This is a genomic window from Streptomyces otsuchiensis (genome assembly GCF_004305975.1).
GTDB lineage: Bacteria > Actinomycetota > Actinomycetes > Streptomycetales > Streptomycetaceae > Streptomyces > Streptomyces otsuchiensis.
In genome coordinates, this window is sequence record NZ_BHZI01000118.1 from 1 (window position 1) to 17,888 (window position 17,888).

A 17,888-nucleotide genomic window follows, 5' to 3' on the forward strand; every position below is an offset into this window, starting at 1 on the left:
GCCCGGCACCTCCGTCGCGGGCCCCCGGCCCCGAACGGTGGAACCCGCCCGTCCGCCCGCCGCGCCCCCGCGCGGCGGGCGGACCCGCGTCCGCGGCGCCCCGGACGCCGACCGCCGAAGTGACCGAGTGTGCCCGTCGTCTGGCGTATCCGGCGCGCACGGGGGAAGATCCACTGTGCCCCACGGCCCCCACGGGTGACGCATCTCGCACCACTTCGCGACGGGTCACCCGGGCGGAACATTAGACTCGACGGATCGGCAACGGGGCCGTCGCCGTGTGACGGCCCGCAGATCGACAGCAAGGAGGCACGGGTGGCGCTGCTGACCCGCATCACGGGACCGCGCGATCTTGACCGGCTCACCCAGGAGCAGCTGGGAGCCCTGGCCGAGGAGATCCGGGCCTTCCTCATCGACTCGATCTCCAAGACCGGAGGCCACCTCGGCCCCAACCTCGGAGTCGTCGAGCTGACGATCGCGATGCACCGCGTGTTCGACTCCCCGGCCGACCGGATCCTCTGGGACACCGGCCACCAGAGCTACGTTCACAAACTCCTCACCGGGCGCCAGGACTTCAGCCGCCTGCGCTCCGTGGGCGGGCTCTCCGGCTACCCCTCGCAGGCCGAGTCCGAGCACGACGTCATCGAGAACAGCCACGCCTCGACGGTCCTCGGCTGGGCCGACGGCCTCGCCAAGGCCAACCAGCTGCGCGGCCGTGACAACCACGTCGTGGCCGTGACCGGCGACGGCGCCCTCACCGGCGGCATGGCATGGGAGGCGATGAACAACATCGCCGCCGCCAAGGACCGCCCGCTGGTCATCGTCGTCAACGACAACGAGCGCTCCTACTCGCCGACCATCGGCGGGCTCGCCAACCACCTGGCGACGCTGCGCACCACCGACGGCTACGAGAAGTTCCTCGCCCTCGGCAAGGAGGTGCTCAACCGCACCCCCGTCGTCGGCAAGCCGCTGCACGACGCGCTGCACGGCGCGAAGAAGGGGCTGAAGGACTTCATCGCCCCGCAGGGCATGTTCGAGGACCTGGGCCTGAAGTACGTCGGCCCCATCGACGGCCACGACATCGAGGCTCTGGAATCCGCCCTCCAGCGCGCCAAGCGGTTCGGCGGACCGGTCATCGTGCACTGCCTCACCGAGAAGGGCCGCGGCTACCAGCCGGCCCGTGAGGACGAGGCCGACCAGTTCCACGCCGTCGGCGTCATCCACCCCGACACGGGCCTGCCCGTCGCCGCGGCCGGCGCCGACTGGACCTCGGTCTTCGGCGACGAGATCGTCCGCATCGGCCGCGAGCGCAAGGACGTCGTCGCCATCACGGCGGCGATGCTGCGTCCCGTCGGCCTCAAGGAGTTCGCGGACGAGTTCCCCGAGCGGGTCTTCGACGTCGGCATCGCCGAGCAGCACGCCGCGGTCTCCGCGGCCGGCCTGGCGGCGGGCGGGCTGCACCCCGTCTTCGCCGTCTACGCCACCTTCCTCAACCGCGCCTTCGACCAGCTGCTGATGGACGTCGCCCTGCACCGTCTCGGCGTCACCTTCGTGCTGGACCGCGCCGGTGTCACCGGCCCGGACGGCGCCTCCCACCACGGCATGTGGGACATGTCGATCCTCCAGTGCGTGCCGGGCCTGCGGCTCGCCGCGCCCCGCGACGCCGAGCAGCTGCGGCTGCAGCTGCGCGAGGCGGTCGACGTCGAGGACGCACCGACCGTCGTCCGTTACTCCAAGGGCGCCGTGGGCCCCTCGGTCCCGGCAGTCGGAACCGTCGGGGGCATGGACGTGCTGCGCTCGGCGGACCCCGAGACCGAGCGCCCCGACGTGCTGCTGCTCTCGATCGGCGCGCTGGCGCCGCTCTGCCTGGAGACCGCGGACCTGCTGCGTCAGCAGGGGATCTCGGTGACCGTGGTGGACCCGCGCTGGGTCAAGCCGGTCGACGCCGAGCTGCCCGGCCTGGCCGCCAAGCACCGTCTGGTCGTCACCGTCGAGGACAACGGGCGGGCCGGCGGCGTGGGTTCGGCCATCGCGCAGGCGCTGCGCGACGCCGAGGTGGAGGTCCCGCTGCGCGACTTCGGCATCCCGCCCCGCTTCCTGGACCACGGCTCCCGCAAGGACGTCATGGCATCGATCGGGCTGACAGCGCCGGACATCACGCGCGAGGTCACCGGCCACATCGCGCGGCTGGACGGCAGCTACAACACCGCCCCGGCCTGAGCGACCGCGGACGACCGCCCCGGGCCTGCCCGGGGCGGTCGCCCATGTCGTACCCGTACCACCCGGCGGCTCGGCGCTACGCGCGTCGCACCGCCCCGCACCACCCGCGTGAGGAGCACCCAGCGGTGTACAGCATCAGCCGGCTGTCGGCCGAGGCGTTCGAGGAGCAGCTGCCCGACCTGGCCGGTCTGCTCGCCGACTCCGTCGACGGCGGCGCGTCGGTCGGCTTCGTCAAACCGTTCGAACACGAAGAGGCCGAGCGGTGGTGGCGGGACCGGGCGGACGCCGTCGCGGCCGGCACGCTCGCGGTGTGGACCGCGCGCGAGGACGGCGGCGCGGTGGCCGGCACCGTCAGCCTCGGCCTGGAGGAGAAGCCCAACGCGGCCCACCGGGCCGAGATCCGCAAGCTCCTGGTCCGGCGGGAGTCCCGTGGCGCGGGCCTGGGCCGGGCGCTGCTGGCCGCCGCCGAGCAGTCCGCCGCCCGCGCCGGGGTCACCCTGCTGATGCTGGACACCGCGACCGCCAGCACCGCGGACCACCTGTACCGGAACACCGGCTGGAGCTGCTACGGAGTGGTGCCGGACTACGCGGCCGACCCCGACGGAGTCCTGGAGGACTGCAGCTTCTACTACAAGCGCATCGGCTGACCGGGCGTCGGACTCGCACCCCGTCCCGGCGTCGGACTCGCACCCCGTCCCGGCGTCGGACTCGCACCCCGTCCCGGCGTCACAGCGGATCGAACTCGACCACGAACAGGTGGGGCCAGAACTTCCCGGTGATGAGGAAGGCGTCGTGCGCGGGTGACCACGCGATCCCGTTGAGCACGTCCGCCGCACGCCGCTCCTCGGCCGTCAGCAGGCCGGAGGCGTCGATCTCGCCGGTCACCACGCCGTCGTCGGGGTCGACGCGCAGTATGGTCTCGGAGTGCCAGACGTTGGCGTACACCTCGTCCCCGACGCACTCCAGTTCGTTGAGGTCGCTGACCGGGCCGGAGGCGGAGGTGACCCGGACGCTCCCGGTGGCCTCGAAGGTCACCGGGTCGCGGAAGGTCAGCGTGTCCGAGCCGTCGCTCATCACCAGCCGGCCGGGCGAGGGCTGGTGGCACAGACCCCAGCCCTCGCCGTCATAGCGGACCGTGCGTCGCTCCGCCAGGGTCCGCGGGTCGCGTTCGAACGCCACCCCGTCGCGCCAGGTCAGCTGCCACAGCGCCTCTCCGGTGAGGGTTATCCCCTCCCCGAACAGCGGAGAGGCCAGTTCCGCGCGGGCGAGTTCCACGCCGGTCGCCTGATCGGTCGCCGACACATAGGAGCGTCCGGCCAGTCCGGTGCCCTCGTACAGCACCCCGTCGGCGACCTCCAGCCCCTGGGTGAAGGCAGCGGGGTCGTGGGGGAGGGTCTCCACCACGCTGACCCGCAGCTGCTCCGGTTCCGAGCCTCTCGCCCCGTCGCCGGGGTCCTCTCCCGCCTGTGCGACGGCGGTCACCAGCGCCGCACCGGCCGCGGCGCAGACGGCCAGTGCCACGGCGACGACGGCGTGGCGCTGGGCGGGATGTGATCGTGGCACGGCTGCTCCAGTCGGTCGGCGGTGCGGCGGGTCGGCGGGGGCTGGAACCGGTCCTCTCCGGCCGAATGCTATGCGCGGCCCGCCCGGCGTCGGTAGCGTCGCACTCGCGGCGCACGAGTTCACATCGGCGTGACCAGAAGCCGGGGCGCCGCCGGTTAGGGTGGGGCGTGGTGATCGACAGCCGTTACCAGCAGCGCGCGTACGAGGGGCCCGCGGACCTACGGGCCATGCAGACACTGGCCCAGCGCCTGTGGCCCGGCGGACCCGGCCGCTGGCACATCGGAGAACTGGCCGCGCTGCCCCTCGCACGCGGAGCGCGCCCGGAGGCCGAGGACTTCGCTCTGTGGGAGCACGAGGGCACCGTGGTCGGCTGGGCGGCGCGCCCCGGCGACGCTGACGGCACGATGGCCCCGCTCCGACTGCAACTCGACCCGGACCACGTGGAGCTGGCGCCCGGAGTGGTCGGCTGGGCCGCCTCGGCGCGCGTCGCGGTCACGGATGCCGAACAGGGCCTGCTCGACGCGCTGCGCGGGCTGGGCTACCGGCAGGCGGACGACCACCCCGCCGTGCTCCAGCTGCGCCGGAGACTGACCGACCTGCCGACACCGCAGACGCCGGAGGGCTACTGGCTCCGGCATGTCCGCGGCGAGACGGACGCCGAGGCGCTGGCCGGTGTGCACCACGCGGCGGCCGGTGGTTCCGGTACCGCGCCCGACGACGGCGCCGAGGAGTACCGGCGCGCCATGAGCTGCTGGCCCTACCGCCCGGACCTCGACTGGCTGGCCGGGCTGACCGCGTGCGGCATGGCCGTGGCCGGATGCGTCGGCTGGCTGGACGAGACCAACCGCGTCGTCTCGCTCGGCCCCGTCGCCACCCACCCGGACCACCGTCAGCACGGACTGGCCCGTGCCGCCGCGCTCGCCGCGATGCACGCCGCGCGGCGCCTGGGCGCCATCGAGGCCACGGCCCGGGTACGGGCCGACGATCCCTCCACCCGCGCCCTGCACGAGGCACTCGGCTTCGCGACGGCCGCCCGCGAGATCACCCTCGTCCGAACGGAGTGAACCGCCCCACCCCGCCCCGCGGCCCGCGGCGCTACGGGGTCGCGTCCGCGCCGCGCAGGGACTCCCAGACCGGTTCGGCGTCGGGGCGGTTGGCGGGCAGGGCCAGCACTTCCAGGCCGCTGGTGTCCGCCGCGCTCAGGTCGCGGGCGAACGCCACGAGGTCCGGCACCGAGCCGAGGCCCGCGTCGGTGGTGAGCGAGCCCGCCGCGGCCTCGGCGACCCGGTAGAGCGTCGTCGGACTGCCCAGCACGTCCTGGTCGTCGATCTCCGCGATCAGGGCCAGCAGGAAACGCTGCTGTGCCTCCCCGCCGACGGCCCGGAGCGCGGTCAACGCGGTGTCGCCGTCCAGCCGTTGGGGACCGGCGTCCAGCCGCAGCCCGCTGCGCTCGTCCAGGACGGGCTCCGGCAGGTCCACGTCGATGCCGCCGAGGGCGTCCACCAGGGCGCCGAACCCGGCGAAGTCCACCTCGATGTAGTGGTCCATCCGCAGCCCGGACAGTTCCTCGACCACCTGCACCACGCAACTGGCGCCACCGGCCGACCGCACGGAGTGGAAGGGGAGCGCCGGGGCGGCCCCGGCCTCCTCCGCACCGGGCGCGTCCGCGCACGGCGGACGGGGGACGGGAAAGGTGTGGGGGATGCCGACCGCCGTGGGGGAGGAGCCGTCCGCCGGCAGCCGCACCACCATCGCTGAGCCGTCGGCCGGCAGCGAACCTGTCGGGCCGTCGCCGTCATCCCCGTCTTCGCCGTCCGCGCCGGCGCCGCCGTCATCCCCGCCGTCGCCGTCGGTGGCCTCCCGGCCGTTCCGTTCCCCGGCGGCGCCCGAGTCGCTTCCCAGCACGAGGATCGCGCGGCCGCCGTCCTCGCGGCTCTCGGGTCGCTCTGCGCCCCGCTCCTCCAGCTCGGCGTTGATGTCCACGCTCCGCAGCTTGCCGCTGACCTGGTAGTAGAGCCATCCACCGGTGGCCAGCACCGCGACGGTGACGGCGGCGAACGTCCAGAGCAGGACACGGCGGGCGCGCCCCCTCCGGCGGCGGGACGGTACATCGGGAGCGTGGACGTCGGACATCCGGAGACTCCTCACCTGATGATCTACGGAAAATCACCTGATCCCGGATGATATGACGTCATCGTCCGTTCATGGGCCCGCCCCACACGTGACGGGGGCCACACGGCCCAGCGCCGACGCCCGCCACCGAAGTGCGACGGCGCACGACGACGGCGCCCGCCCACCCCGTGAGGGATGGACGGGCGCCGTCGCCATGCGCAGGCGTGCCTGGTGGCACGCGGGTCAGCTGCCGGAGGTCACTCCGGCACGCTCGCCACCCCCGGAGCCAGCAGCCGTCGCCCGAGCACCCGCTCGGAGACGCCCGCCCGGTCCAGGTAGGGAGTGATGCCACCCAGGTGGAACGGCCAGCCCGCGCCCGTGATCAGGCACAGGTCGATGTCCTCGGGCGCGGCGACCACGCCTTCCTCCAGCATCAGCCCGATCTCCTCGGCGATGGCGTCCAGCGCCCGGTCGCGCACCTGCTCCTCGGTCAGCGGAGCGTCGCCGGTCTCGAAGAGGGCCAGCACCTCCGGGTCCAGCTCCGGCTGACCGGAGTCATGGACGTAGAACGCCCGCTTGCCCGCCTCCACGACCCGGCCGAGGTTGGGCGAGACGGCGAAGCGGTCCGGGTAGGCGCTGTGCAGGGTGCCCGCCACGTGGTGCGCCACCGCCGGGCCGACCAGCTCCAGCAGCTGGATCGGGGACATCGGCAGCCCCAGCGGCGCCAGCGCGCGATCGGCGGTGGCGATGTCGGTGCCCTCGTCGATGGCACCGAGCACCGAGCCCATGAAGCGGGTCAGGACGCGGTTGACCACGAACGCCGGGGCGTCCTTGACCAGCACCGACGTCTTCTTCAGCTTCTTCGACACCGCGAACGCCGTCGCCAGCGAGGCGTCGTCGGTCTGTTCGGCCCGGACGATCTCCAGCAGCGGCAGGATCGCCACCGGGTTGAAGAAGTGGAAGCCGACGACCCGCTCCGGGTGGCTGAGCCCGGAGGCCATCTCGGTGATCGACAGCGAGGAGGTGTTGGTGGCGAGGATGGCGTGCTCGGGCACCACCGCCTCCAGCTCCGCGAACACTTTCTGCTTGACGCCCATCTCCTCGAACACGGCCTCGATCACGAAGTCCGCGTCGGAGAACGCCGTCGCCTTGTCCAGGGAGCCGGTGACCGCGGCCTTCAGCCGGTTCGCCTTGTCCTGGTTGACCCGGCCCTTGAGCAGCAGCATGTCGATCTGCTCGTGGACGTAGCCGACACCCTTGTCCACCCGGGCCTGGTCGATGTCGGTGAGTACCACCGGCACCTCCAGACGGCGTGCGAACAGCAGCGCCAGCTGCGAGGCCATCAGCCCCGCGCCCACGATGCCGACCTTGGTGACCGGGCGCGCCAGCTTCTTGTCCGGCGCGCCGGCCGGCCGCTTGGCGCGCTTCTGCACCAGGTTGAAGGCGTAGATGCCGCTGCGCAGCTCACCGCCCATGATGAGGTCCGCCAGCGCCTCGTCCTCGGCGGCGAAACCGGCATCGAGGTCGCCGTCCTTGGCGGCGGCGACGATGTCCAGGGCGCGGTAGGCGGCCGGGGCGGCGCCGTGCACCTTGGAGTCCGCGAACGCGCGGCCGGCGGCGACGGCCGCGTCCCACGCCTCGCCGCGGTCCACCTCGGCACGGTCCACGACGATCTCGCCGCGCAGCACCGCGGACGTCCACTGCAGCGACTGCTCCAGGAAGTCCGCCGAGTCGAAGATCGCGTCGGCGATCCCCAGGTCGTGGACCTGCGGACCCTTGAGCATGCGGTTCTGGCTCAGCGCGTTCTCGATGATCACCTTGATCGCGCGCTCGGCGCCGATGAGGTTCGGCAGCAGCGCGCAGCCGCCCCAGCCCGGCACCAGCCCGAGGAAGACCTCCGGCAGCGCGAACGCCGGCAGCTGCGCGGCGACGGTCCGGTAGGCGCAGTGCAGCCCCACCTCGACGCCGCCGCCCATCGCGGCACCGTTGTAGTAGGCGAAGGACGGTACGCCGAGGGTCGCGAACCGGCGGAAGACGTCATGGCCGCCCTTGCCGATGGCCAGCGCGTCCTCGCGGCGCCCGAGCAGTTCGACGCCCTTGAGGTCGGCGCCCACCGCGAAGATGAACGGCTTGCCGGTGAGGCCGACGGCGACGATCTCGCCCCGGCCCGCCTCGGCGGCGACCTGGTCCAGCGCGGCGTTCAGGTTGGCCAGCGACTGCGGGCCGAAGGTCGTCGGCTTGGTGTGGTCCAGCCCGTTGTCCAGGGTGATCAGGGCCAGCCGGCCGCCGCCCTCGGGCAGGTCGAGGTGGCGCACATGCGCCTGCGTCACGACCTCGTCGGGGAACAGCTCTGCCGCTCCCTTGAGAAGCTCTGCGGTGCTCACTTGCCCTCCCAGTGGGGGTTCTCCCAGATGACGGTCCCGCCCATGCCGAACCCGACGCACATCGCGGTCAGGCCGTAGCGCACGTGCGGCTGCTGCTCGAACTGCCGGGCCAGCTGCGTCATCAGGCGCACGCCCGAGGAGGCCAGCGGGTGTCCGAAGGCGATGGCGCCGCCGTACTGGTTGACCCGCGGGTCGTCGTCCTCGATGCCGAAGTGGTCGAGCATCGCCAGGACCTGGACGGCGAACGCCTCGTTGATCTCGAACAGCCCGATGTCGCCGATGGACAGCCCTGCCTTGGCGAGCGCCTTCTCCGTGGAGGGCACCGGGCCGACACCCATGACCTCCGGCTCCACGCCCGCGAAGGCGTAGGAGACCAGGCGCATGCGCACGGGGAGTTCCAGCTCGCGCGCCATGTCCTCGGCGGCGAGCAGCGAGGCGGTGGCGCCGTCGTTGAGACCGGCGGCGTTGCCCGGCGTGATCCGGCCGTGCGGGCGGAAGGGGGTCTTCAGCGCGGCGAGGTTCTCCAGGGTGGTGCCCGGGCGCATCGGCTCGTCGGCCGTGGCCAGGCCCCAGCCGGTCTCCCCGGCCTCGGGGTTGGTGCGGCGCACCGAGATCGGGACCAGGTCGGGCTGGATGCGGCCGTCGGCGTACGCCTTGGCCGCCTTCTCCTGGCTGCGCACCGCGTAGGCGTCCGCGCGGGCCTTGGTCAGGTGGGGGAACCTGTCGTGCAGGTTCTCCGCGGTCATCCCCATGAAGAGGGCCGACTCGTCGACCAGCTTCTCGGAGACGAAACGGGGGTTGGGGTCGACGCCCTCGCCCATGGGGTGGCGTCCCATGTGTTCCACGCCGCCCGCGATCACGGCGTCGTAGGCGCCGAAGGCGATGGAGCCGGCGGTGGCGGTGACCGCCGTCATGGCGCCCGCGCACATGCGGTCGATCGAGAAGCCGGGCACCGACTTCGGCAGCCCGGCCAGGATCCCGGCGGTGCGGCCCAGGGTCAGGCCCTGGTCGCCGATCTGGGTGGTGGCCGCGACGGCCACCTCGTCCACGCGCTCCGGCGGCAGGCCGGGGTTGCGGCGCAGCAGCTCACGGATGCACTTGACGACCAGGTCGTCCGCGCGGGTCTCGTGGTAGATGCCCTTCGGTCCCGCTTTTCCGAACGGGGTACGGACGCCGTCGACGAAGACGACGTCCCTGACGGTACGAGGCACGATGGCTCTCCTCCAGAAGCACGGCCGACGGCCCCGGCATCGCCGCGACCAAGTCCACCCCCATGCTACTCGCCAGTAACTGAGAGGCAAGGCAGGGGTGCGACGGAGTTGACGCGATCGTCGGCCGCCCGCGCTCCCGGCGCGGCCCGCTCCCGGTTTCGCCCGATCAGGCCTCGGCGGCCAGCGCGTCGACGAGGAGGGGTACCGTCTGGCGGCGCTGCCAGCCCCGGGCGCCCAGTTCCCGCAGCGCCTCGTCCACGGTGGCCTCGCTCAGCTCCGCGGGCGGCTCCCAGCACAGGCGGCGCACGCTGTCGGGAGTGAGGAGGTTCTCCTGCGGCATGTTCAGTTCCTCGGCGTGCGCCGTGACGGCCGCGCGGGCCGCCGTGAGCCGGGCGGCCGCTTCCGGGTCCTTGTCAGCCCAGGAGCGGGGAGGCGGCGGTCCGATCGTGCCCTGGCCCGGCTGCGGCAGCTCCCGCTCGGGAATCGCGCGGGCCCGGTCGATGGCGCTCTGCCACCGCTGGACCAGTCGGCGGTTCATACGCTGGCCGAAACCGGGCAGCGCCGCCAGCGCGCGGGCGTCCTCCGGGTTGGCCAGTGCGGCGGCGACGATCGCGGCGTCGGTGAGGATCTTCCCCGGAGAGAGGTCCCGCTCCTGGGCCAGCTCGTCCCGGGAGGTCCACAGCTCGCGGACGACCGCCATCTGCCGCCTGCGACGGACCTTGTGCATCCCCGACGTGCGCCGCCAGGGGTCCTTGCGCGGCGGGGGCGGGGGAGCGGAGGCGATGGCGTCGAACTCCTCCAGAGCCCACTCCAGCTTGCCCTGCTGCTCCAGCTCGCGCTCCAGGGCGTCACGAAGGTCCACCAGGAGCTCCACGTCCAGGGCGGCGTAGCGCAGCCACGGGTCCGGAAGCGGCCGGGTGGACCAGTCGACCGCGGAGTGGCCCTTCTCCAGCGAGTATCCGAGCACCGTCTCGACCATGACCCCCAGGCCGACCCGGGCGAACCCCGCCAGCCGGCCGGCCAGTTCCGTGTCGAACAGGGTGCGCGGCATCATGCCTATGTCACGCAGGCAGGGGAGGTCCTGTGAGGCGGCGTGCAGCACCCACTCGGTGTCCGCCAGCGCCTCGCCCAGCGTGCTCAGGTCGGGACAGCCGACCGGGTCGACCAGGGCCGTCCCCGCGCCCTCGCGTCGGAGCTGCACGAGGTAGGCGCGCTGCCCGTAGCGGTAGCCGGACGCCCGCTCGGCGTCGACCGCCACCGGTCCCGTGCCGGCCGCGAACGCGGCGACCACGTCCGCCAGTCCCGCGTCGTCGGCGACCACGTCCGGCACCCCCTCCCGGGGGGTGAGCAAGGGTACCGGCGCCGGACCGGAGGTCGGCGCGGGCGAGGTCGGGGCCTGGGCGTCGGTCTGCGGGGCGTCGGTCACCCCTCAAGGGTAACTGTGCGCGCACGCTGTACCACCTCGGCGGTACACGGGTGCGGTGACGGAGGAACGTTCCTCCGTCACCGCACCCGGGCGCCGCCCCGCGAAGCGGCCGTCAGTGGATGATGCCGGTGCGGAGCGCTACCGCGACCATGCCCGCGCGGTCACCGGTGCCCAGCTTGCGCGCGATGCGCGCCAGGTGGCTCTTGACGGTCAGCGCCGACAGCCCCATCGAGACGCCGATCGCCTTGTTCGACTGGCCCTCCGCGACCAGCCGCAGCACCTCGACCTCGCGGCCGGACAGCTCCCGGTAGCCGTTCGGGTGGCCCTGCGCGCCGGGCTGACGCCGGTGCATCCGGGCCGCGGCGGCGCCGATCGGGGCCGCGCCGTGGCGGGTCGGCGGGCCGAGGTTGTTGCGGGTGCCGGTCACGACATAGCCCTTGACGCCGCCGGCGAGCGCGTTGCGCACCGCGCCGATGTCGTCGGCCGCGGACAGCGCCAGGCCGTTGGGCCATCCCGCGGCACGGGTCTCCGACAGCAGGCTGAGCCCGGAACCGTCGGGAAGGTGGACCTCTGCCACGCAGATGTCGCGCGGGTTTCCGATACGCGGGCGAGCCTCCGCCACTGACGACGCCTCGATCACGTCACGCACACCGAGCGCCCACAGGTGGCGGGTCACGGTCGAGCGGACGCGGGGGTCGGCCACGACGACCATGGCCGTCGGCTTCGTCGGGCGGTAGGACACCAGGCTTGTTGGCTGCTCGAGGAGAACGGACACCGGGCCTCCCGGGTGAGGGTGGGGGGAAGGACCGACTCCCGGGGGGAGGAGTCGGTGCGATCCGGATGCATCCGGATGGACCCGCATGGATGGGTCATAGTGTCCTTCGGCAGGAACCCCCGGCGCCTTTAGGGAATGATCACGAACCGGTGACCCCCCGGCGCGCGCTCCCCGGCACCCGGCGGCCGGGCGGCCTTCCGGCTCACCCGGTCGGAGCAGCCTCAGCCGAGGTGAGGATCACCCCGACGAGGGGTGCGGCGACGCGGCAGCGCCGCCACTCCCGGGGACGCCGGCTCCGGCGGCAGCCCCGCGCACTGCGCCAGCAGCCCGCACCAGCCCAGCAGGTGACCGGCGACCGTCTCCTCCTCGCGCGGCGACCACGACGCCCGCAGCTCCACCTCGGTGCGCGGCGGGCGCTCCGCCAGCGCGCCGAAGGACTGGGAGGCCGCCAGGGTCACCGTGCCGCTCGGCTCGGCCCAGCCGGGACCGCGGGAGCCGTCAAGCGCCTCCGTCAGCCAGGACCAGGTCACCTCCGGCAGCAGCGGGTCGGCGCCCAGCTCCGGGTCCATGGAGGCCCGCGCCAGCGTCACCACCCGCAGTGTGCCGAACCAGCCGTCCTGGCCGTCCGGGTCGTGCAGCAGGACGAACCGGCCGTCGGCCAGCTCCTCCTCGTCCTCCTCGTGGCCTCCGCCGGGCCCGGCCACCGGAACCACCGACGCCTCCAGGGCGACGGCGTACGGGGCCAGCCGCTTCGGGGGCGGCATCGGCGTCAGCTGGACCTCGCTCCGGGGCCGGGCCGCCGACAACGCGGCGACCACCCTCCGGAAGCCCGACGGGACACCCTCACCGGGCTCATTCATAGATCCGGGTTCCTCCACCTTCCACGCCTGAGCAGCCATGGCCGGTAACACTAAGCGTCCAACCGGGCGGGAACCGGTAGCCACACCCGCGTGGCGGGCTGCGTCGGGGGAACATGGGAGACTTTCCCGTGTGAGCGAGCGCAGCAACCCCCCGACGACCCCGGCGGCCGACGAGCGGCTGGCCGACTCCGCCTTCCTCCGTGCGTGCCGCGGTGAGGAGGTCCCGCACACCCCCGTCTGGTTCATGCGCCAGGCCGGGCGTTCCCTCCCCGAGTACCGCAAGGCGCGGGAGGGCACGGCGATGCTGGAGTCGTGCATGATGCCGGAGCTGGTCACCGAGATCACCCTCCAGCCGGTGCGCCGGCACGGCGTCGACGCCGCCATCTACTTCAGCGACATCGTGGTGCCGCTGAAGGCCATCGGCGTCGACCTCGACATCAAGCCCGGCGTCGGCCCCGTGGTCGCCCAGCCGGTGCGCACCCGCGCCGACCTCGAACGGCTCCGGCCGCTGGAGCCCGGCGACGTCGCCTATGTCACCGAGGCGATCCGGATGCTGACCGCCGAACTCGGCGGCACCCCGCTGATCGGCTTCGCCGGCGCCCCCTTCACCCTCGCCAGCTACCTGGTCGAGGGCGGCCCCTCGCGCAACCACGAGAACACCAAGGCCCTGATGTACGGCGACCCGCAGCTGTGGGCCGACCTCCTCGACCGGCTGGCCGGCATCACCGCCTCCTTCCTCTCCGTGCAGATCGAGGCCGGGGCCTCGGCCGTACAGCTCTTCGACTCCTGGGTCGGAGCGCTCTCCCCGGTGGACTACCGCACCCGGGTGCGCCCCGCCTCCGAGAAGGTCTTCGACGCGGTCTCCGGCTACGGCGTGCCGCGCATCCACTTCGGTGTCGGCACCGGCGAGCTGCTGGGCCAGCTCGGCGACGCCGGCGCGGATGTCGTCGGGGTGGACTGGCGGGTCCCGCTGGACGAGGCCGCGCGCCGTACCGGTCACGCCAAGCCGCTCCAGGGCAACCTCGACCCGGCCGTGCTCTTCGCGCCGCGCGAGGCGGTCGAGACACAGGCCGCGGCCGTACTGGAGTCCGCGCGCGGACTGCCCGGCCACATCTTCAACCTGGGCCACGGGGTGCTGCCCACCACCGACCCGGACGCCCTGACCCGGCTGGTGGAGTTCGTGCATACCCGCACCGCCCGCTGACGCCCGGCGCGGGCCGTCGGCCGTCCCCTCGCGGAACGGCCGGTTCCGGTGCGGGGGCGGCGTGGACGGTGCCGCGCGTCTGAAAGAGTGAGCCCCATGCACACCATCGTGATCGGCGGCGGCATCTCCGGCCTGGCCGCCGCGCACCGGCTGCTCGCCTCCGGCACGCGGGTGACCGTGGTCGAGGGCTCTCAGCGGTGGGGGGGAAAGCTGCTGCGGGGCGAGATCGCCGGAGTCCGCGCCGATCTCGGCGCGGAATCGCTGCTGGCGCGCCGCCCGGAAGCCGTGGAGCTGGCCCGGGACGTCGGGCTCGGCGGAGCCCTCCGGCCGCCGGCCGTCACCACCGCCGCCGTCTGGACCCGGGGGTCGCTCCGCCCGATGCCCAAGGGGCATCTCATGGGGGTGCCCGACAGCCCGGCGGCGCTCGCGGGGCTGCTCTCCGACACCGCGGTCGCCCGGATCGGCCAGGACGCGCGGCTGCCCCCCACCCCGCTGGGCGAGGACGTGGCGCTGGGCGAGTACGTCGCCGAGCGGATGGGCAACGAGGTGGTCGACCGGCTGGTCGAGCCGCTGCTGGGCGGCGTCTACGCCGGCGACGTCTACCGGCTGTCGATGCGTGCCGCCGTCCCCCAGCTGTTCGCCGAGGCGCAGCGCCGCCCCTCGCTGCTCGACGCCGTCCGCGAGGTGCGGGCCCGGGTGCCCGCCCGGCCCGGGGAGCCCGTGTTCACCGGTATCGACGGCGGCGTCGGCACCCTGGCGGAGGCCGTGGCCGCCCGCTGCGCGGAGGACGGCGGCACCCTGCTGGCCGGTTCCCCCGCCACCGCGCTGCGGCGCACCCCCACGGGCTGGGTCGTCACCCTCGCCAACGACCGTGAACTGACCGCGCACAACGTGCTGCTGGCGTTGCCCGCCGGCCCGGCGGCCCGGCTGCTGGCCCCGCACGCGCCGACCGCCGCGCGGGAACTGGAAGCCGTCGAGTACGCCTCGATGGCGCTGGTCACGCTCGCCTACCGGCGCGTGGACCTGGCCCGGCTGCCGCGTGGCAGCGGATTCCTGGTGCCCGCCGTGGACGGGCGTGACATCAAGGCGGCCACCTTCTCCACCAGCAAGTGGGACTGGGTCGCCGCCCAGGACCCGGCGATCTTCGTCGTCCGGGCGTCCATCGGCCGGTACGGCGACGACGCCGCGCTCGAACGTGACGACGACGAGCTGACCGCCCTCGCCCGCGCCGACCTGAACGAGGCGGCGGGGCTCGGCGCCCGGCCGGTGGACAGCCGCGTCACCCGCTGGGTCGACGGACTGCCGCAGTACGCCGTCGGGCATCTGGCCCGGGTGGCGCGGGTCCGTGCCGCCGTCGGCGCGCTGCCCGGAGTGCGGGTGTGCGGTGCCGCCTTCGACGGGGTGGGCATCCCCGCCTGCATCGCGGGCGCCGACAACGCGGCGCGGGAGCTGGTGGGCACCCTGCCGCCGGGAGCCGGGCGGCAGGCGGGACAATGACGTCATGAGCGCTGCACCTGAGAAGAGCCCGAACGCAGGCAAGCGGGCCAAGGAACTCAACGACGTCATCCGCTACACCCTCTGGTCGGTATTCCGGCTGCGCGACGTGCTGCCGGACGACCGGGAGGGCTGGGCCGACGAGGTCGAGGAGCTGTTCAAGCGGCTCGGTGACGCCGACATCACCGTGCGCGGCACCTACGATGTCTCCGGTCTGCGCGCCGACGCCGACGTCATGGTCTGGTGGCACGCCGAGACCCCCGACGCCCTTCAGGACGCCTACAACCGGTTCCGCCGCACCCGCTTCGGCCGTACCCTGGAGCCGGTCTGGTCGAACATGGCGCTGCACCGCCCGGCGGAGTTCAACAAGTCGCACATCCCGGCGTTCCTCGCCGACGAGACGCCGCGCGACTACATCAGCGTCTACCCCTTCGTTCGCTCCTACGAGTGGTACCTCCTCGCGGACGAGGACCGTCGGCGGATGCTGGCCGACCACGGCAAGATGGCGCGCCCCTACCCGGACGTGCGGGCCAACACCGTCGCCTCGTTCTCGCTCGGCGACTACGAGTGGATCCTGGCGTTCGAGGCGGACGAACTGCACCGGATCGTCGACCTGATGCGCCATCTGCGGGCCTCCGAGGCGCGCATGCACGTGCGCGAGGAGGTGCCGTTCTACACCGGGCGCCGCAAGTCGGTGGCCGACCTGATCGCCACGCTGGCCTGAGCCGACGGGGCGTTCCCCGTGGCCGCCCCCTCCGTCGTCAGCCGCCGGTGGCGCGATCGGGGGAGGGGCGCGGCTCGGGCCGTGCGGGGCAGCTCGTCCCGGCTCCGGACGGCAGATCGTCGCGCAGCAGGTAGGCGGCGACGAGCCGGTCCACGCAGCTGTTGCCGCCGGTGACCCCGTGCCGCCCGCCTCCCTCCTCGGTCACCAGCACCGAGCCCGGCAGCCGGCGCTGCGTCTCCACCGCCCCCGCGAACGGCGTCGGGGCGTCGCGCGTGCCCTGGACCAGCAGCACCGGCGGCAGCGCTCCCTCCGCCGCGCCGACCTCGGCCGGGGTGCCGGCGGGCAGCGGCCAGTGCGCGCAGGGCAGGTTCTGGCGCGCGTTCTCCCAGGCGGCGAACGGTGCCCGTTCGGCCGTCCGTTCCACATCGCGCCGCCAGCGCGCGGGGTCGCGCGGCGAGGGCGCGTCGTTGCACTGCACGGCCGTGTAGACGGCCGCGGCGTTCTCCCGCTCGGCCGCGTCCCGGGGGTCGGGCTGCGCCACCGCCCGCAGGGGCTCCGGCCGGCCCCGGTGGAACTCGGCCAGCGCGTTGGCCAGTCGCGGCCAGCTCGCGTCGTCGTAGAGGGCCCCGAGGTAGGCGCGGTGCAGTTCGCCGGGTCCCACCCGGGTGCCGGACGCCGCCTGGCCGGGAACGGGGTCGGCCACCGCCTGCCGCGCCTGGTCGTACCGGCGGGCGACGCGGTCGGCGCTGTCACCCAGCCCGTAGACCGCGTCGTGTCGCGCCACCCAGGCCCGGAAGTCGGCCCACCGCTCCTCGAACGCCTCCGACTGGAGCAGGTTGCCGCGGTACCAGACCCTGTCCGCCCCCGGGTGCACCACGCTGTCCAGCACCATCGCCCCCACCGACTCCGGGAAGCGGCTCGCGTAGACGGCGCCGAGGTAACTGCCGTAGGAGACGCCGAGATAGTTCAGCCGCTCCTCGCCGAGCGCGGCGCGCAGCACATGCAGGTCCCGCGCGTTGTCACCGCTGGTGAGGTGCGGCAGCAGCCGTGGGGCGGAGAGCGCGCAGCCCGCCGCGTACCGTGCGGCCTCCTCGTGCATCCCATCCTGCTCCGCCCGCGAGGGATGCGTGGGGGCGGGGCTCGGCGCCGCACGGAAGGACTCCGGCGCCGCGCAGGAGAGCGGCGCGGTGCCGCCGACACCGCGCGGCGCGTAGCCGACCAGGTCGTAGCCCTCCCGCAGCTCCCGCCAGACCCGTTCGGGGAGGTTGAGCGGCCGCAGCGGGAAGGCGGTGCCGTCGCCACCGGGGCCACCGGGGTTGAACACCAGCGCGCCGCGGCGTTCTTCGGGGGGTCCGGTGGCCGTGACCCGGCTGACCCGGAGCGGAAGCGACTCGCCCTCCGGGTCGGTGTAGTCCAGGGGGACGTGCACGGTGGCGCACTCCACCGGCGGCGGCAGCCGCTCGGCGGCGGGGCAGCGTTCCCACACCAGGCCCCGCGCGGCCACCCGCGCCGCCGTCCGGCCGGCCGCGCGGGACGCCCCCGCGTCGGCAGCCGTGACCGTGTCGGCGTCCCGCAGTGCGTCCGTGTTCCGCAGTGCGTCCGCGTCCCGCAGTGCGTCCGTGTTCCGCACGGTGTCCGTGTTCCACGGTGCGCCCGCGGGGCCCGCCGAGGCCGTGTCGACGCTGGTCAGCGGGAGTGCCAGCGCCGCCAGCAGGCCGAGGGAGGTGGCCGTGCGGGCCGTCCGTCGAGTCGTGGTCGCGCCGTGTCGCCGCACTGAGAGTCCCTCCACCGGTGGCTGTCACCGGAATGGTCCTCGGCCTGTGCGATGAGACGACCGGCTGAGGCGGTGTGTCGCGTCCCGGGGCGTCGGGTTACCCCGAACGGGGGGACCGTCATGGACCGGTGCGCGGGGGAGGAG

The 17,888-nt window shown here is 73.8% G+C and carries 14 protein-coding genes; 6 read left to right on the forward strand and 8 right to left on the reverse strand.

Features of this window, described 5'->3' with window-relative positions:
• The first annotated feature begins 312 nt into the window (after positions 1 to 312).
• Both dxs and E0D90_RS13195 read left to right on the forward strand, forming a co-directional pair.
• Complete coding sequence (gene dxs, locus E0D90_RS13190) at positions 313 to 2,217, forward strand: 1-deoxy-D-xylulose-5-phosphate synthase (protein WP_103500924.1); 1,905 nt, start codon at positions 313 to 315, stop codon at positions 2,215 to 2,217.
• Between the two features lie 125 nt (positions 2,218 to 2,342).
• Positions 2,343 to 2,864: a GNAT family N-acetyltransferase gene (locus E0D90_RS13195; protein WP_227870193.1), complete on the forward strand. Its 522-nt coding sequence runs from the start codon at positions 2,343 to 2,345 to the stop codon at positions 2,862 to 2,864.
• A 79-nt stretch (positions 2,865 to 2,943) separates the two neighbouring features.
• Here the strand turns inward: E0D90_RS13195 and E0D90_RS13200 are convergent, their stop codons facing one another.
• Positions 2,944 to 3,780 carry a glutaminyl-peptide cyclotransferase gene (locus E0D90_RS13200; RefSeq protein ID WP_227870194.1) on the reverse strand — a complete coding sequence of 279 codons (837 nt, stop codon included), beginning with the start codon at positions 3,778 to 3,780 and terminating at the stop codon, positions 2,944 to 2,946.
• Between the two features lie 170 nt (positions 3,781 to 3,950).
• Here E0D90_RS13200 and E0D90_RS13205 point away from each other — a divergent pair, with 170 nt between their 5' ends.
• Complete coding sequence (locus E0D90_RS13205; protein ID WP_157996860.1) at positions 3,951 to 4,844, forward strand: GNAT family N-acetyltransferase; 894 nt, start codon at positions 3,951 to 3,953, stop codon at positions 4,842 to 4,844.
• 31 nt (positions 4,845 to 4,875) lie between these two features.
• Here E0D90_RS13205 and E0D90_RS13210 read toward each other — a convergent pair whose 3' ends face one another.
• The 6 genes from E0D90_RS13210 to E0D90_RS13235 form a co-directional block, all read right to left on the reverse strand.
• Positions 4,876 to 5,913 carry an LCP family protein gene (locus E0D90_RS13210; RefSeq protein WP_130798222.1) on the reverse strand — a complete coding sequence of 346 codons (1,038 nt, stop codon included), beginning with the start codon at positions 5,911 to 5,913 and terminating at the stop codon, positions 4,876 to 4,878.
• Positions 5,914 to 6,149: 236 nt separating this feature from the next.
• Positions 6,150 to 8,276, reverse strand: a complete 2,127-nt coding sequence (locus E0D90_RS13215) for a 3-hydroxyacyl-CoA dehydrogenase NAD-binding domain-containing protein (RefSeq protein ID WP_103500920.1) — start codon at positions 8,274 to 8,276, stop codon at positions 6,150 to 6,152.
• Positions 8,273 to 9,487 carry a thiolase family protein gene (locus tag E0D90_RS13220; protein WP_130798224.1) on the reverse strand — a complete coding sequence of 405 codons (1,215 nt, stop codon included), beginning with the start codon at positions 9,485 to 9,487 and terminating at the stop codon, positions 8,273 to 8,275. Before E0D90_RS13220 ends, E0D90_RS13215 begins: the two co-directional genes overlap by 4 nt.
• A 166-nt stretch (positions 9,488 to 9,653) precedes the next feature.
• Positions 9,654 to 10,913 (reverse strand): HRDC domain-containing protein, encoded by a 1,260-nt coding sequence (locus E0D90_RS13225; protein WP_130798226.1) that lies wholly within the window; start codon positions 10,911 to 10,913, stop codon positions 9,654 to 9,656.
• A gap of 112 nt (positions 10,914 to 11,025) precedes the next feature.
• Positions 11,026 to 11,688, reverse strand: a complete 663-nt coding sequence (locus E0D90_RS13230) for a helix-turn-helix transcriptional regulator (RefSeq protein ID WP_103500917.1) — start codon at positions 11,686 to 11,688, stop codon at positions 11,026 to 11,028.
• 221 nt (positions 11,689 to 11,909) lie between these two features.
• Positions 11,910 to 12,548, reverse strand: coding sequence for a DUF3000 domain-containing protein (locus E0D90_RS13235; protein WP_103500916.1), 639 nt, complete (start codon positions 12,546 to 12,548; stop codon positions 11,910 to 11,912).
• 130 nt (positions 12,549 to 12,678) lie between these two features.
• On the opposite strand from E0D90_RS13235, the gene hemE reads away from it, so the two are divergent.
• From hemE to hemQ, 3 genes are all read left to right on the forward strand, one after another.
• Positions 12,679 to 13,752 (forward strand): uroporphyrinogen decarboxylase, encoded by a 1,074-nt coding sequence (hemE, locus tag E0D90_RS13240; RefSeq protein WP_227870195.1) that lies wholly within the window; start codon positions 12,679 to 12,681, stop codon positions 13,750 to 13,752.
• 96 nt (positions 13,753 to 13,848) lie between these two features.
• Complete coding sequence (hemG, locus tag E0D90_RS13245) at positions 13,849 to 15,249, forward strand: protoporphyrinogen oxidase (RefSeq protein WP_103500914.1); 1,401 nt, start codon at positions 13,849 to 13,851, stop codon at positions 15,247 to 15,249.
• Between the two features lie 4 nt (positions 15,250 to 15,253).
• On the forward strand, positions 15,254 to 15,970 hold the full coding sequence (gene hemQ / locus E0D90_RS13250) for a hydrogen peroxide-dependent heme synthase (RefSeq protein WP_103500913.1): 717 nt from the start codon (positions 15,254 to 15,256) through the stop codon (positions 15,968 to 15,970).
• A gap of 37 nt (positions 15,971 to 16,007) precedes the next feature.
• On the opposite strand, the gene E0D90_RS13255 is transcribed toward hemQ, so the two are convergent.
• The gene (locus tag E0D90_RS13255; protein WP_130798229.1) at positions 16,008 to 17,744 is read right to left on the reverse strand and encodes an alpha/beta hydrolase; all 1,737 of its coding nucleotides are present in this window, start codon (positions 17,742 to 17,744) and stop codon (positions 16,008 to 16,010) included.
• Positions 17,745 to 17,888: the final 144 nt, after the last annotated feature.

Excerpts from the sequence above, each read along its gene's own strand:
- E0D90_RS13210 (WP_130798222.1), bottom strand. The coding sequence starts at position 5,913 with ATGTCCGACGTCCACGCTCCCGATGTACCGTCCCGCCGCCGGAGGGGG.
- hemQ (WP_103500913.1), top strand. The coding sequence starts at position 15,254 with ATGAGCGCTGCACCTGAGAAGAGCCCGAACGCAGGCAAGCGGGCCAAG.
- E0D90_RS13235 (WP_103500916.1), bottom strand. The coding sequence starts at position 12,548 with ATGAATGAGCCCGGTGAGGGTGTCCCGTCGGGCTTCCGGAGGGTGGTC.
- hemG (WP_103500914.1), top strand. The coding sequence starts at position 13,849 with ATGCACACCATCGTGATCGGCGGCGGCATCTCCGGCCTGGCCGCCGCG.